This is a genomic window from Marinomonas flavescens (genome assembly GCF_004352835.1).
In the GTDB taxonomy this organism is placed as follows: Bacteria; Pseudomonadota; Gammaproteobacteria; order Pseudomonadales; family Marinomonadaceae; genus Marinomonas; species Marinomonas flavescens.
The window spans coordinates 118,095-132,250 of sequence record NZ_SJSB01000002.1; the positions used below are offsets into that span (position 1 = coordinate 118,095).

At 44.9% G+C, this 14,156-nt stretch carries 15 protein-coding genes; 3 read left to right on the top strand and 12 right to left on the bottom strand.

The annotated features are described in order from the left end of the window. Positions 1 to 141: 141 nt before the first annotated feature. From E0D70_RS02670 to E0D70_RS02680, 3 genes are read right to left on the bottom strand one after another with little or no spacing between them, the layout of a single operon-like run. Positions 142 to 1,065, bottom strand: coding sequence for a 5-oxoprolinase subunit C family protein (locus tag E0D70_RS02670; protein WP_133010732.1), 924 nt, complete (start codon positions 1,063 to 1,065; stop codon positions 142 to 144). Continuing rightward, the gene (gene pxpB / locus E0D70_RS02675) at positions 1,055 to 1,759 is read right to left on the bottom strand and encodes a 5-oxoprolinase subunit PxpB (protein WP_133010733.1); all 705 of its coding nucleotides are present in this window, start codon (positions 1,757 to 1,759) and stop codon (positions 1,055 to 1,057) included. The genes E0D70_RS02670 and pxpB overlap by 11 nt, the downstream gene beginning before the upstream one ends. 8 nt (positions 1,760 to 1,767) lie before the next feature. Further along, entirely contained in the window at positions 1,768 to 2,520 is a 753-nt protein-coding gene (locus E0D70_RS02680; protein WP_133010734.1) for a 5-oxoprolinase subunit PxpA, read from the bottom strand. Positions 2,521 to 2,775: 255 nt separating this feature from the next. Between E0D70_RS02680 and E0D70_RS02685 the strand changes: the two genes are divergently transcribed. Beyond that, positions 2,776 to 3,366 carry a DUF502 domain-containing protein gene (locus tag E0D70_RS02685; RefSeq protein ID WP_133010735.1) on the top strand — a complete coding sequence of 197 codons (591 nt, stop codon included), beginning with the start codon at positions 2,776 to 2,778 and terminating at the stop codon, positions 3,364 to 3,366. A gap of 26 nt (positions 3,367 to 3,392) precedes the next feature. Here E0D70_RS02685 and E0D70_RS02690 read toward each other — a convergent pair whose 3' ends face one another. The 7 genes from E0D70_RS02690 to E0D70_RS02720 form a co-directional block, all read right to left on the bottom strand. After that, a complete protein-coding gene (locus E0D70_RS02690; RefSeq protein ID WP_133010736.1) occupies positions 3,393 to 4,523 on the bottom strand; it encodes an ABC transporter permease in 1,131 nt (376 codons plus the stop codon). Next, positions 4,513 to 5,463: an ABC transporter ATP-binding protein gene (locus E0D70_RS02695; protein WP_133010737.1), complete on the bottom strand. Its 951-nt coding sequence runs from the start codon at positions 5,461 to 5,463 to the stop codon at positions 4,513 to 4,515. The genes E0D70_RS02690 and E0D70_RS02695 overlap by 11 nt, the downstream gene beginning before the upstream one ends. Then, positions 5,460 to 6,407: an HlyD family secretion protein gene (locus E0D70_RS02700; RefSeq protein WP_133010738.1), complete on the bottom strand. Its 948-nt coding sequence runs from the start codon at positions 6,405 to 6,407 to the stop codon at positions 5,460 to 5,462. Before E0D70_RS02700 ends, E0D70_RS02695 begins: the two co-directional genes overlap by 4 nt. Before the next feature lie 212 nt (positions 6,408 to 6,619). Continuing rightward, the gene (locus tag E0D70_RS02705; protein WP_133010739.1) at positions 6,620 to 7,096 is read right to left on the bottom strand and encodes a nucleoside deaminase; all 477 of its coding nucleotides are present in this window, start codon (positions 7,094 to 7,096) and stop codon (positions 6,620 to 6,622) included. 85 nt (positions 7,097 to 7,181) lie between these two features. Continuing rightward, positions 7,182 to 7,985, bottom strand: a complete 804-nt coding sequence (locus E0D70_RS02710) for an ABC transporter permease (protein WP_133010740.1) — start codon at positions 7,983 to 7,985, stop codon at positions 7,182 to 7,184. Continuing rightward, positions 7,963 to 8,763 (bottom strand): ABC transporter ATP-binding protein, encoded by an 801-nt coding sequence (locus E0D70_RS02715; protein WP_133010741.1) that lies wholly within the window; start codon positions 8,761 to 8,763, stop codon positions 7,963 to 7,965. Before E0D70_RS02715 ends, E0D70_RS02710 begins: the two co-directional genes overlap by 23 nt. Positions 8,764 to 8,819: 56 nt before the next feature. Then, positions 8,820 to 9,812 carry an ABC transporter substrate-binding protein gene (locus tag E0D70_RS02720; protein ID WP_133010742.1) on the bottom strand — a complete coding sequence of 331 codons (993 nt, stop codon included), beginning with the start codon at positions 9,810 to 9,812 and terminating at the stop codon, positions 8,820 to 8,822. Between the two features lie 316 nt (positions 9,813 to 10,128). On the opposite strand from E0D70_RS02720, the gene E0D70_RS02725 reads away from it, so the two are divergent. Further along, positions 10,129 to 11,355, top strand: coding sequence for a TIGR03862 family flavoprotein (locus E0D70_RS02725; protein WP_240536946.1), 1,227 nt, complete (start codon positions 10,129 to 10,131; stop codon positions 11,353 to 11,355). Positions 11,356 to 11,477: 122 nt separating this feature from the next. On the opposite strand, the gene E0D70_RS02730 is transcribed toward E0D70_RS02725, so the two are convergent. Together E0D70_RS02730 and E0D70_RS02735 are read right to left on the bottom strand one after the other, a co-directional pair. After that, a complete protein-coding gene (locus E0D70_RS02730) occupies positions 11,478 to 12,026 on the bottom strand; it encodes a porin family protein (RefSeq protein WP_133010743.1) in 549 nt (182 codons plus the stop codon). 403 nt (positions 12,027 to 12,429) lie between these two features. Further along, the gene (locus tag E0D70_RS02735) at positions 12,430 to 13,491 is read right to left on the bottom strand and encodes an OmpA family protein (protein WP_133010744.1); all 1,062 of its coding nucleotides are present in this window, start codon (positions 13,489 to 13,491) and stop codon (positions 12,430 to 12,432) included. A 485-nt stretch (positions 13,492 to 13,976) separates the two neighbouring features. Between E0D70_RS02735 and E0D70_RS17475 the strand changes: the two genes are divergently transcribed. After that, positions 13,977 to 14,129 (top strand): hypothetical protein, encoded by a 153-nt coding sequence (locus E0D70_RS17475; RefSeq protein ID WP_165942854.1) that lies wholly within the window; start codon positions 13,977 to 13,979, stop codon positions 14,127 to 14,129. Positions 14,130 to 14,156: the final 27 nt, after the last annotated feature.

A 14,156-nucleotide genomic window follows, 5' to 3' on the forward strand; every position in this document is an offset into this window, starting at 1 on the left:
AGCTATTGGCCAATAAATGAATAAAGTTTGCGATGATGTCGAAGGCAATAAAGTAGGAAAAAGAGGAGAAAAGAGAGTCGTTAAGAAGAATAGAGAAGGCCAACCATCACTTATTGAGTTAAGTGATGGTTGGCTTGTGTGTTAGCCCAATTGGCTAATCTGATTCATGTGCAGTTGACGCTGTTGTTCGGCTTGTTCAATAGACGTCAGTACGAAGCGAATTTTGTCGCCAGGTTTTTGTTGTGACAGGACGCCGCCCCCATAAGCGGTGATACAGCCTATTTTTGGGTAGCCGCCAATGGTTTGCCTATCTCTTAGCAAAACAATAGGTTGGCCATCTTGAGGCACCTGAATAGCCCCGTAAGCAATGCCTTCAGAGGTGATGCCTTTAATGTCGTTGCCAATGGCCGCGCCTTCCATCCGGTAGCCCATGCGATCGCAGTGATTGGACACTGTGTACTCTTGGCTGAAGAAGGTTTCTTTATCCGCTTCGGAGAACGATGAAGACTGGTAGCTCAAAATAACAGGGATTTCACTTTGACCGTAATTTGGGATCGCGGCTCTGGGCACTCGCATTTGCTTGAACGTTTGATCTTCTTGGTAGGGGATGATGTCTTCTTTTTCGAGCTTGTGACCGTTGCCTTTTAACCCCCCAAGTTGCTCTCGTATGACGGTGGCGACGCTACCGAGTGTTGGCTCGCAGAGAAAACCGCCTTTAACCGCTAAGTAGGCGCGTAATCCCCAAACCGGTTGCTGAAAGCTCAGTAAGTCCCCTTTTTTCACCGCGTAAGTCTGCCATGGAAGCAGGGGCTTATCATTCAGTGTGGCGGCTAAATCCGCCCCAGTAATGGCAATGCTGGCATCCGCTTGCGCTTCAAGAGCCAAGCCACCAAAGGTGATTTCGATTTGCGCTGCATTGGGTGAGTTTTCCAAGAGTGCATTCGCCCAGCGAAAAGCCATTTCGTCCATTGGGCCGCCAGTGGTGATGCCCGTAGACAAATACCCATAACGACCTAGGTCTTGAATAAGTGCCAACATGCCTGCTTTGAGAACCTTAAAAGCCATCGAGGACACCTCCCAGTGCTAAGAACTCTTCTTTTGAAATCGCTTTAAAGCGTACTTGATCACCCGTGGCAATCAGACCTATGTTGTCACTTTGCCAGTCGATCAGCTCTGTTGGTGTGCGCCCAAGTATCTGCCAACCACCGGGAGTGACATTGGGATACACGGCGGTTTGGTTTTCTGCAATCGCGACGCTGCCTTTTGGCACCTTGTGCCTTGGGGTACTTTTGCGAGGAATATGCAGCTCAGCGGAGGTGTTCCCAAGGAAAGAAAAACCGGGCGCAAAGCCTGTTGCATAAGCGCGATAGGTTTGTTCGCTGTGTCGTTGGATCACTTCGTCGGGAGTGAGCCCGCAATGCTTGGCTACGTCGTCCAAATCAGGACCAACTTCGTGGCCGTAGTACACAGGAATCACCACGGTATGGCGGTCTTGGTGACGGGGTGAACTGTCCAATGATAGGCTAGAAATAATACGGTTTATGTCATTATGTAACGCGGATCCTTGAGTGCGATCAGGATCGAACGTCACCAATAGTGTCGTATAGGATGGCACTAAGTCTTGTACGCTTGGTAATGATCTGAGCTGTTGCGTCACCCACAAAATTTGATCAGCAGTTTGCTCGTTAATGTCATCACCAAAGCGAATTAAACACGCTTGATCACTGACTTGTTCAAGAGAAACGTGGCTTTGCGTCATGGTCTGTTCTACCTGTTTTCTTGTTGATTAAAGGTATCAACAATTTGTCGCAGCTTGGTTACGGCTTCTACGGCATGGTCGCCATCGCCATGTACACAGATGGTGTCCGCGTGAATGGCAAGGGTTTTACCTGAGCCAGAAGTGACTGTGCCGGATTCGCATAATTGCTCGACTTGCTTCTCGATCAAGGCGTAACTCGCGTGGACGGCATTTGGCTCTTTGCGTGGAGTAAGACGGCCTTCGTCGGTATAAAGACGATCGGCAAAGGCTTCAAACCAAACCGTTAGTCCGTATTTTTTAGCGAGCTTTTTGATTGCTGGTGCTTCAGGTACCGCTCCAACCATCAAGGGGAGCGTGGCATCCAGCTCACTAACGGCTTGCATCACGGTTTCTAATATCGCGTTGTCTGCCATCATTTGGTTGTACATGGCGCCGTGTGGTTTAACGTAGTCAATTTGTGTATTTTGACTTCCACAAACGCCTTTAAGGGCGCCAATTTGATATTGAATAATGGCTTTTAATTCCGCGGGAGCAATGTCCATATTGCGACGCCCGAAACCGACTAGATCAGGATACCCCGGATGCGCACCAATACTGACATTATGCTGCTTCGCCAAGGCGACAGTGTTGGCCATCGTAAGAGGATCTGAGGCGTGAAAACCACAGGCAACATTGGCTTGGTCTACATAGGGCATAATTTGCGCATCTAGCCCCATTTTCCAGGTACCAAACGCTTCGCCCATATCGCAATTTAATTTCATTATTGAATCCTTGGTGGGTAGGATGCCGTTAACTCATTGTTATCTTGAAACTATCATATGGCACAGGGGCGGCTTTGGTAAAGCACGGGCACATAAGGGATAAACAGAAGGAATAGGTAATTGCAGAGAGATAGAGTATAAGCTCTCTCAATGATCGGCAATCTTTGTGTCAATCTCAGGCGCTGTGGCGGATGAAGCATTGGTATGGCATAAAGCTTGCGTTATGCTGTTGCAAACTTAAGAGACGATGGAAAAATGAATAAACTGATTACCTTATTATTAAAGGGTTTGGTCGCGGTGTTACCGATCGGCCTTACTGTCTATTTGATTTATTGGTTATTGGCGACGGGTGAAAAAATCGCCAAACCTGTTATCACTTGGATTATTCCCGATTCGTTATATTTTCCTGGGCTGGGTTTACTGGCCTCATTGGGCGCTTTGGTGCTGATTGGTCTGCTAGTCAATCTCTATGGTATTCGTTATTTGGTCAAGTTAAGCCAAAATATTTTCGAGCGTATTCCGTTAGTAAAGTCCATTTATGGGGCGTTTAAAGACATGATGATGGTCTTTAATTTGTCCGAAAAGAAAGAAATGAAAAGTGTGGTATCGCTAGAGTGGAATGGCGCTCAGGTTATCGGTTTTATCACGGGTGAAAAAACTGGCGAAAAACTCTTTGGCGATCAAAATCTCGTCGGCGTTTATGTGCCACTGAGTTATCAGATTGGTGGTATTACCTTGTACATTTCTCGAGACCGTTTAACCGTGCTGGACATCGGCGTGGAAGAAGCCATGCGCTTAGCATTAACAGCGGGGATACAGTCTGGTAATGAGCCACCTAAAGCCTAAGTGCTGACGTGTTGTTTAATCATCGACTATTCTAATTTTTTATTAAATCGCAAGGACGCGATGGCTAAGCCAGCCATGGTAAATAGCCCCAACCACAGTGCGTCTTTACCCAATAAAAGTATATTTGCATCTCTCAATACGATGGCTCGAATCATACGCATAAAGTGCGTTGCTGGCAGGGCTTCGGCGATCCATTGAGCAGCGACAGGCATTGCATCGTAAGGAAACATGAACCCTGATAACAATATAGAGGGTAGCAAAATGAAGATGGTCATTTGCATTGCTTGGAGTTGTGTTTTCGCGATTGTTGAAATGACGAGACCAAGGGCTAAGCTGGCAAAAATAAATAATAACGATGCAAAAAACAGCGACAACAATCCCCCTTTTATTGGCACTGCGAAAATCCAATGACCCATGCTTAAGATAATAGTCACTTGTACGAGTCCAACGATGACATAAGGCGCAATTTTCCCAATCATCAGTTCTATCGGACGCACCGGCGTAGTAATCAAAAATTCCATATTGCCTTGTTCTTGCTCCCTCACAATCGCCGCAGAAGTAAACAAAATCATTGTCATGGTAAGAATCACCGCGAGCAGGCCTGGGAGAGTATTTACCACCGTGCGTTGTTCGGGATTATAGTATTGAACAACCTCAAAGCTGGGGGCTGTCCGTGCTGTCGCTAGACCATTTATTTCGTCTAATGGCAGGTTGCGCAAGGCGCGAATACTTGCTGCGATGACGGTGTCGGAACCATCGACTATCCATTGTCCAATAGGGCGAGTTAGCGCCGAATAAGGCTGCTGATGGTCGTATAAAGGGTGGCTGAATAAGCGGCGAGTCATGTCTGCAGGTAAATAAAGCACAGCACTAATATCGCCTTTAGTGATCGCCACTTCAGCCTCTTTGATAGAAGCGTAACGTGATACAAAATCGACCGATTGGGTGGCCACAATGGCTTGTTCTACGGCTCGACTTTCTGATGTTTGGCTTAAATCGACAAGGCCGACGGGGATATGTCGAGCATCGGTATTAATGGCGTAGCCGAATAGCATGAGCTGAGTAAGTGGAATCATGATGATCATGGCAAAGGTCATTCTATCGCGGGATAGCTCTTTTAACTCTTTGATGAAAATAGCCCAAACCCTAGCCCACATGACGACCTCCAGTACAGGCAACAAACACGTCTTCTAGACTAGGGCGTGCCAGTACGGCGTTTCTTCCAGCGCTTAATTGTTTGATAAAGCCTAATGGGTCTTGTACCTCCTGTTTGACCAAAACACGTAAATGAGCACCAATTTGAGCCGCAGACATGATCTCACTGTGCTGTATAAGGTTTTGTTTTAGCTGACGTAATTCGTCACCACTTACTTCAACAACGGTGGCCGGCATGGTTTCCATTAGCGTTTTCGGTGAGCCATCTGCCCGTTTATAGCCTTGTTCCATGATGGCTAAGGCGTGGCAACGTTCAGCTTCGTCCATATAATGGGTGGAGACTAAAATGGTGGTGCCTACCGAGCAAAGGTCGAATAATCTTTCCCAGAATTCACGGCGATTTTCAGGGTCTACTGCAGAGGTTGGTTCATCGAGAAATAATAGCTCTGGAGAGTGCAGCGTTGCACAGGCTAAAGCTAGGCGCTGCCGTTGACCGCCACTCATGGAGCCCGCGAACTGTTTGGTTTGATGCTCTAAATCGTATAGCGTGAGTAACTCTTCGATGCGGATTTTTCTACGAGCTCTAGAAAGACCATACACCGCGCCCACAAAATCGAGATTTTCTCGCACGGTTAATTTCTCGTACAAGGAGAATTTCTGGGTCATGTAGCCCATGCGCTGCTTAAGCGATTCTTCATGGCCAGCGAGATTTTCTCCTAAAATCCGTATTTGTCCTTCGGTCGGCTCTAACAGTCCAGTCAATAAACGCATGCAGGTGGATTTGCCACAACCATTAGGGCCTAAAAAACCATAAATACTGCCTTTAGGGATGCGTAAGTCGAACTGATTGACCGCAATGTTGTTGCCAAAACGTTTGGTAAGCCCTTGTGCCTCTATGGCGTATTCAACGACCTGTTGCTCTTTCGTTGAGTCGGTGTTCATGGCAAATGAACCTCAACCGCTAGCCCTGTTGGTAGCTGGTCGGCATGTTCAAGGTCTATGTCGGTTAAATACATCAGGCGAGCTCTATCGCGTTCATTTAGCGCATAGAAAGGTGTGTAGGCAGGTTGTGAACGAATATTGCGCACACGTCCTTGAAACGGTGTCTTAATGCCATCTGCGAACACAGAAACAGTATCGCCAATGTGGATTTTTGTGCGTGCGGTGGCAGGTAAGTAGACGCGAGCGTAAGGCTGACTTGAAGATATCAGGCTAACGAGTTGAGTGCCAGATGAGACTCGATCTCCGACATGCCAAGGAATGGTGTCGATGATGCCATTGATAGGTGCTTTGATCGCTAGGTCTTTGCGGGCTTGTTCCTGCCAGACTAATGCTGCCTGCGCTGCTTTTACTCTGGCGCTTGCTTGTTCAATGTCTTCTTTTCTCGCACCATTTTTAAGTTCTAGCCATTGATCATAAGCTTGCTTGGCTTTCGCATGCGAACTGTCTCGTTTGGCTTTGGCTGCGTCTAAATCGGCGGTGCCTATGACGTTGCTTTTATATAGCTTGGCACTACGTTGATATTTAAGTTCTGCTTCTTTGCTGTCTGCCTGAGAAGCCTCCAAGGCTGCCAGTGCTGCACTGAGTTGTTCTGGTCGGGTGCCGGCGATGAGTTCACTCAGAGCGGCTTTGGCTTGAACGAGTTCGGCTTTGCGCTGGCTGACTAATGCATTGGCACTGCGGGTGTCTAATTGCAGTAATAATTCGCCTTTTTGGACAGTCTGGCCGTCATGGACGTTTACGAATGTAATTTGCTCTGAGGCTGTCGCAGATAAGCGGATGCGGTCACGTTCAACTGTTCCCATAGCACGAGAGCCACTATCAGATTGGCAGGCACTCAGTACGGTGAGCATTAAAATGGACAGTAGAATTGACTGACATTTCATAGATAGCCCTTCTCCTAGCAATGATTGGTTGGGTTATTGGAACACGTAAACCGTGGTTGTTCTCATTGAGAAAAGTAGGTTGAAGCGCTTGTACCAAATATAAGCTTTTTGGTACTTAAGCGTTATTAAGATATGCCTATCTATTGATTCAGTGAAGCATAAATAATAAAAAACCCGCTTTCGCGGGCAAAAATGAAGAGAATTGAGCGTTGTTACCAAACGCCATTATGCAATGCGGCGGCATCGTCTTCTAATACCGGACCGATCACTTCTGTTTGACGTTGTCCTGATTCGAAGACAGTGCGGCACGGCAGGGCTAAGGTAGGATTTTCTGGATGATTGCCAGTGATGCCTTTTAGGCGCTCTTCGCTTAATCCATACACAACGCGCCCAACGCCTGACCAATAGATAGCCCCCGCGCACATGGCGCAAGGTTCGGCAGATATAAATAAGCTGCATTTGTTGAGGAACTCTGGGCGATAAGCCTTGCTGGCACGAGTCATAATGAGTCGTTCGGCGTGCCCTGTCATATCCAAGTCTGGCAAGTAACCGTTCACTTGTTCCATGAGAACCTCACCGCTTTCATCCACTAATACAGCAGAGAAAGGGTGAATGCCTTGTTGCTTGGCATCATCGGCTAATTTGAAACTATGACGTAGATGCTGTTCGTCTTGAGCAGATAAGCCCATAAGTGAGTCCTTTTAGATAACGATGTTTTATTACTGATCGTGTGTGTTTAAAAAGGCTTCTAAATACATTCTACTTTTAGCAATGCTATTTTTTCTTTGGCAAACTCCAAGGAAACAACCACATCTGAATCCATTGGACAGATTTAAACAGCAACAAGCTGATGGCAGATAAAAAGATTAAGCCTGCAAATGCCTGAGGGATTTTAAAGAACGAAGTGGAAAACTGGATAAAGTAACCTAAGCCTTGCTCAGCAGCGACAAACTCCGCTACCACAGCACCAATAATGGCGAGAGTGATAGAAATGCGTAAGCCACTGAATATATGAGGAATCGCATAAGGAATTCGAATTTGCCACGTTTCACGATAACGCGGTGCACGTAAGGATTTACTTAACTCAATAAGTTCTGGCGGTGTTTCCAGCATGCCGGTTGTGGTGGATACAACCATAGGAAAAAAAGTGATCAGACAAGTAATCAACACTCGAGATGGATCACCTGTTCCCATCAGGACAATGATTAAGGGAGCAACTGCCACCACTGGCGTAGATTGGATCACAATCAACATAGGGTAGAGCGTGCGGTTTAATAATTCTGAACGAATCATCGCAATAGAAAGCGGTAAACTGATCAGAATTGAGAGGCCAAAACCCATTAAAGCGACGCGTAATGTGGCCCACAAGTGGGTCATCCAACGAGAGAATTCAACGTTAAAAAAGGCATGAACAATCGACGAAGGTGATGGCAGAATGTATTGGGGAACGTGGCCTAATGTACATCCGAGCTCCCAAACAATAATCAAGCTAATGAAAAATATGGCGGGTGCAAAGCGGTAACCTTGCTTACCAAACCATTGTAGACAAGCGTTTTTAGGCGTGGACGTTTGGCTCATAAATATGCCCTCGAATGATGTTCGTTAGTTCGGAAAAGCGTGCAGAGTTAATGGTTTCAGGTGAACGGGGCCTTGGTAGGCCAACGTCAATTAAATCTAGAACACTGCCAGGTCGTTTACTCATAACCAAAATACGGTCCGCTAGTAACACAGCTTCACTGATCGAGTGGGTAATGAATAAGACGGTTTTTGGATGGTCACGCCAGATATCCAATAGGTCGAAACCAATTTGCTCTCTTGTGAGTGCGTCGAGTGCGGAGAAGGGTTCGTCCATTAGCAGTATGTCTGGGTTTAATAACAACGCGCGAACGATGCCAACGCGCTGTTGCATACCACCAGATAACTCGTCTGGCATCTTTTCGGCAAAGGCGCTTAATCCTGTCATTGCTAACAGCTCGTCGGCGCGCTTTATATCTTCTGGACTGACTCGGCCATATTTATGTTTCAACGGAAAGAGCACGTTCTTTTTCACGGTGAGCCAAGGCAATAAATTTGGCTTTTGAAAAACGATTCCTACGTCATCACGAGGTTCAGTAACGGGGCGATTAAAGACGGAGACTTCGCCGTGGCTTGGGATAAGCAGCCCAGCTACCATGCGTAAGAGGGTCGATTTACCACAGCCTGAAGGTCCTACAACTGCCACAAATTCATGACGATGAATGTCTAAATTGATGTCTTGAACGGCCATTGGAGCATCTGGGTTTGGATCATAACGATGGCCAACGTCTTTCATGCTAACGTACGCATTTTGACTGCTTTTCTCTGTTGATTCGCTCATATATCAGCTTCTCTTTAGTGAGCTGCTTTTAGAGCAGCTCACTATCTGTAGTGGGATTATTTATTTTTTGGGATGAAGTGTCTGTTAACAATGGATTCAGGGTCGAGCGAGTCGGGGCTAAGGTTATTGGCTTCGGCTACGTATTTCCAAGTCGCGGCAATGCGTTTTGGTGTGAGTGCGCCAAATCCATCTTCCTGGGTTATTTTGTTATAAACGAGGTTATGAATACTGGCTATTTGTGCCGCCGCAATTTTCGCGTCAACTTCTGGTACCATTTTATGGAGATCTAGACCTGCTTTGTCTGGATGATCAAAAGTGAATTTAACCGATTGTGCGTAGGCTTTAATAAAGCGTTTTGCGACGTCTGGTCGTTTTTCTAGAAATTTATCCGATGCTAGCAAAGCAGAGCTATAAAGTGATAAGCCGCCTTCGGACCAAGGCAATACTTTGATTTTTTTGCCTGCTTGAGCCGCTTGTTGTTCAAATAAGGCGGTGTTAGTGACCCAAGCGATAATGGCTTGGGTATTTCCTATCATTAGCATTGGGCCTAGTGCGCCGGGATCGACCTTGGTTAATTTAATCGAGTCTATTGGCACGCCATTTTCTTTTAGCACCAAAGGTAAAAAGGCGTTCGAAGAAGTGAATGGTGAGGTGGCAATTTTTTTGCCTTTTAAATCTTTGATGCTGTTAATGCCACTGCTGTCTAGCACATAAAAAGCGTGAGGTGCTTCGGTAAAGTACGAAAGTACGGCACTAACAGGGACTTTGTCTTGGGCTCTCGCCGCCATTAGTGCACCAATGTCAGAACTGCCCACATCGGATTGCCCCGTTGCAATCTTGGTGACGGCATCCGTTGAGCCTCGTCCGCTGGCGATTTTTACATCGATCCCTACTGCTTTAAAAAAACCTTGCTGGATTCCCACATAGACTGGGGCTTTATCCCCTCCAGGCAGCCAATCAAGTTGAAAAGTTACCTTATCGGCAGCGAAAGCGCTTCCGCTAATTGCAACGGCGATGGCAATAAAAGATAAGCGAGTCAGTTTTTTCATGCAGTGTTCCTCTTGAAGCGGTAAGTAAAACTTTGTTTGCAACGTTTGTTTCAATCTGCAAAAAATGAGCCTGTTCTTTTGTTTGTATGTGTAAAAAAATCTAATGCTTTGAAAATCAGTGGATTTTTCCAAGAGTTAGTCTGATTTTTTGAGGCAATATGTTGTTACTTATCCTGATGCTGTTCCGCAATGGCGCAGAGCATAACGATGGTATGCTTACTCGTGGTGCGTTAAGTCTGAAGAGAATTTTCGATGAAACATTGGTGCAGTGACCATTTTTCTTTATCATGCGCTCTTTTGGTTTAAGGTGATCCCGGTGCAACAACAGAAGTCTGTCATGGTTATTGGTGCTGGTCCTGCGGGATTGATGGCTGCAGAACGTCTTTGTGCTGCGGGATTTAAGGTCGATGTTTATGATGCTAAGCCAAGCGCTTGCCGAAAATTTCTACTCGCTGGTGTAGGCGGTATGAACATTACCCACTCTGAACCTTATGTTGATTTTATTCAGCGTTATTACGACAAAGCTCAGTGGCTGGATACTTCGATCAGTGGCTTTGACGCTGATGCCCTGTGTCAGTGGATTCACGACCTTGGTATTGAGACTTTCATTGGCACTTCTGGCCGCGTATTTCCGAGCGATATGAAAGCCGCGCCATTACTCCGACATTGGCTTAAGCGCCTTCGTGAGGGAGGTGTGCAGTTTCATATGCGTCATAAAATGACAGCGCTGCAACCAAAGAGCGCAACCTTTGAACATGATGGCGACAATGTCACTGGGTTTGCCGATGCCATTGTTTTGGCGATGGGTGGAGCAAGCTGGCCAAAACTAGGTTCTGATGGGGCTTGGCATCGTATTTTGAGCGACAAAGGCGTGATAGTCGCTCCGTTAGAGAGTGCTAATTGCGGCTTTTACAGCGAATGGAGTGAGCACTTACAGAACAAGTTTGCAGGTAACCCACTTAAAGACATGGCGTTTACTTTTACCACACTAGAAGGCCAATCCGTGACTCGCAAAGGCGAGTGCATTGTCACTAAAGATGGGTTAGAGGGCAGCCTTGTGTACGCTTTTTCCAAATACCTACGAGACGCGATAAACGTGTCTGGTGAGGCGAATTTGTTGGTAGATTTGCTGCCTGCATTTAGCGAAGAGCAGTTGATAATGAAGCTTCAAAAAACCAAGCCTAAAGAGTCTTTCAGTAAATACTTAAAACGCACGGTTGGCATTAGTGGTATTAAGTCTGCCTTGCTTTATGAATCCCATACAAAAACGTCGTGGCAGACCCCTGAGGGGCTAGCTCGTTGCTTAAAAGCTATTCCGGTACGATTGTATAAAGCCAAACCTATTAGCGAAGCCATTTCTAGTGCTGGTGGTGTTTGTGAAGACAGCGTTGATGACTATTTAATGTTAAAAAATATGCCCAGTGTTTTCTGTGCGGGTGAAATGCTCGATTGGGAAGCGCCAACAGGAGGCTATTTGTTAACCGCGTGTTTTGCGACTGGTTACCGCGCTGCTGAGGGTGTGAGCCGTTATTTAATGCCTTAAACACTTAATCTGTCGTTGGCCACATGTGAGTTATATAGCGTACCTATAAAAATGCCCAATTGAAGTGACATTCATTGGGCATTTTTGTCAGTACGGTTTTAATTTAGAGGTTCGGTTTTACTTTATAGAGAAGCCGGTTTACCGAAACTATATTGCACACCAACAGAGGTAATATTGTCGAATTTAGTATTGGTTAAGTCTTTTGTTAAACGAAAATCTGCACGCAGTGAAACATCTTGATTGATTGCGTATTTCACCCCGCCACCCGCATTCACAAACGTATTATTACCATTCGCTGATGAGTTTTTGGTGTAGTAAGTATTACCAATACCTGCTGCGACATAAGGCGAAAATTTCGCATTGGTAAATTCTGGTAGGTTATAAATACCATCGACTCGGTATTGGTCTAGATCAACACTACTGCCTCGGTGTTTCAAATCTGAATGTAAGTAGGTTAATTCTGCAGCCCATGGCGTTTTGGTTTGGTAACCCACGCTGACTGCATAAGTGGCATCATTAGAAAGATTACGGTCTGAATCAGTGTGAATGTAACCAAGGCTTGGTGTGACAGTGAAGCCTTCTTTTGGTTGTTGAGCATAAGCCATAGTGGAAAGAGAAGTAGCTAATATCACGCCGCTAAAAAGAGTGCGTTTCTTCAATGAAATAGACATGTTATATCTCCTAATGAATGAATCATTTCGTTTCTCTAAGATCAACAATACGCGTTTTTTAGATACTTAAAAGCCCTTGAAAAATAAGCTAAAACTCAGGTTTTTATGACTATTTCGTAATCGTGACATGACACTGACTTATTAGACTAAAAATTAGGATCAATGTGTTTTTAATAGAGGTTTTCGAATGGAAATATAGGAGGAAAAAAGGGGGTTTTTACAGACCATTTTCACTTCTTGAATATCATGTCATTACGCTGAGAGTGGGTTAAGCCAGTCGATGGTGCTCTCTGATTTGGTACTGCTAGTACCCAGATAAAAAAATACGCCAGATGATGATCATCTGGCGTATTCTTATAAACTACTGTGTCTAATAATACGTCGTTCTAAAGTATTATTGAGATTATGCTTCGTTTTTTGAAACGACAGCAACAACACGGCGGTTTGCTTTTCTGTGCTCTGCAGTATCGTTAGCCATTAGTGGTTTTTCTTCACCATAACCAATTGAAGAAACACGATCTTTAGATATGTTAAACGTCGTTACCAGTACGTTTGAAATTGCTTTGGCACGTTTTTCAGATAGTTTTTTGTTGTAGCTAGCGGCACCTTTGTTATCGGTATAGCCTTCGATCATAACGGTTGCTTTAGGTTCTGCTTCTAAGTAAGCCGCCAATTTAGCAATTTCAGGGTAGAACTTCTGTTGAACTTCTGCTGAGTTTGTTGCAAATGGAACAACTAGGTTCACCGCATGGACTGGAGCTACAACAGCAGGCGCAGGTTTAGGCGCTGGCGTTGGTTCCACAGGTTGTGCTTGCTCGACCATTGGTGCTTTATCTTCTACAGGTTGTTGCTCTGTAACTGCTGCAACTGGCTCAGCGGTTTCTTGTGGTTGAGCGTAGGCATCAGAATCTGAGTTATCGCTTGCTGCTGACTTATGAGAAGTACCAAAAGTGTACTGCACGCCAACGGTTGTGATGTTGTCTAGGTGATTATCTTCTACGTCTTTTACTAGACGAAAATCAGCACGAAGAGCCAATGCATCATTGATTGCGTATTTCACACCACCACCAGCATTCACAAATGCGTTATTGCTGTCAGATGCTTTACTGAAGTCTGCAGTACCAACACCCGCTGCTAGATAAGGAGTAAGGTTTGTGTTTTTGAATTCAGGTAGGCTGTATAAGCCATCTAGACGATATTCATTAACACCTACTTTCTGACCGCTTTTTTTGCTGTCTGCATTAAGGTAATTAAATTCAACGGCCCATGGGCTGTTGAACTGATAACCTAGGCCTAAAGAATAAGCGGTATCGTTATCCGTTTTACGATCGTTATCAAAATTGTAGTAACCAATACTTGGCGAAATGGTGAAGCCTTCAGTAGGGGCTGCAAGTGCCAAAGTAGAGATTGATGAAGCGGCGATGATGCCACCAAAAATTGTACGTTTAGTCAATGTTAAAGACATTTCCTTTCTCCTTAGATAAACATTTTCCAATGTTCGTTTTGCATGTTTGTTGTTTCGTTCTGTGTCATACAATAAACCTGTTTTGACCATAGTAAAAGTCACTCAGGTTGGTGCGAAAATAAGCACATTGCCTTCTATTTCGTATTCATGACAATGGTTTGACAGATCAAGCCATTTTACCACAGATCCCCCTGTAAATAGGGGATAGAAATGTATTAAAGTGTCTAGAAATGTAGGAAATCATTACAGGATTTTTTCACTCGATTTTTCATAAAAATCAATTGTGATGAGATGTTGTAGATTGTCTGACATAGACTGAAAAATTAGCGTTTATTTGCTTGGTAATTAAAAGATATTAGCAGGATTAATGATGGTTTTTTATTGTCAGAAAAGCCACTTTTACACAAACTTTAAACCGTGGTTGGCGGAAGCTAAAATAAAAATCAGGTAGCGTAGTGGATTCTGTTTTCAAGGAGAGGCGCAGCATGGAACATTTTTCGCAATTGCTTATAGATCTAAAGCAGATATCACTCCAAGATATTTCACAAATCCCTGATCAAAAACAACATATTTTGGTTGAGCACATTGAAAAGCTTCAAGATGAATTACGCGCGCTAATAGAAGAAGGCGACCTGTAGTCAAACCTTCTTCTCTTTCACCAAGAG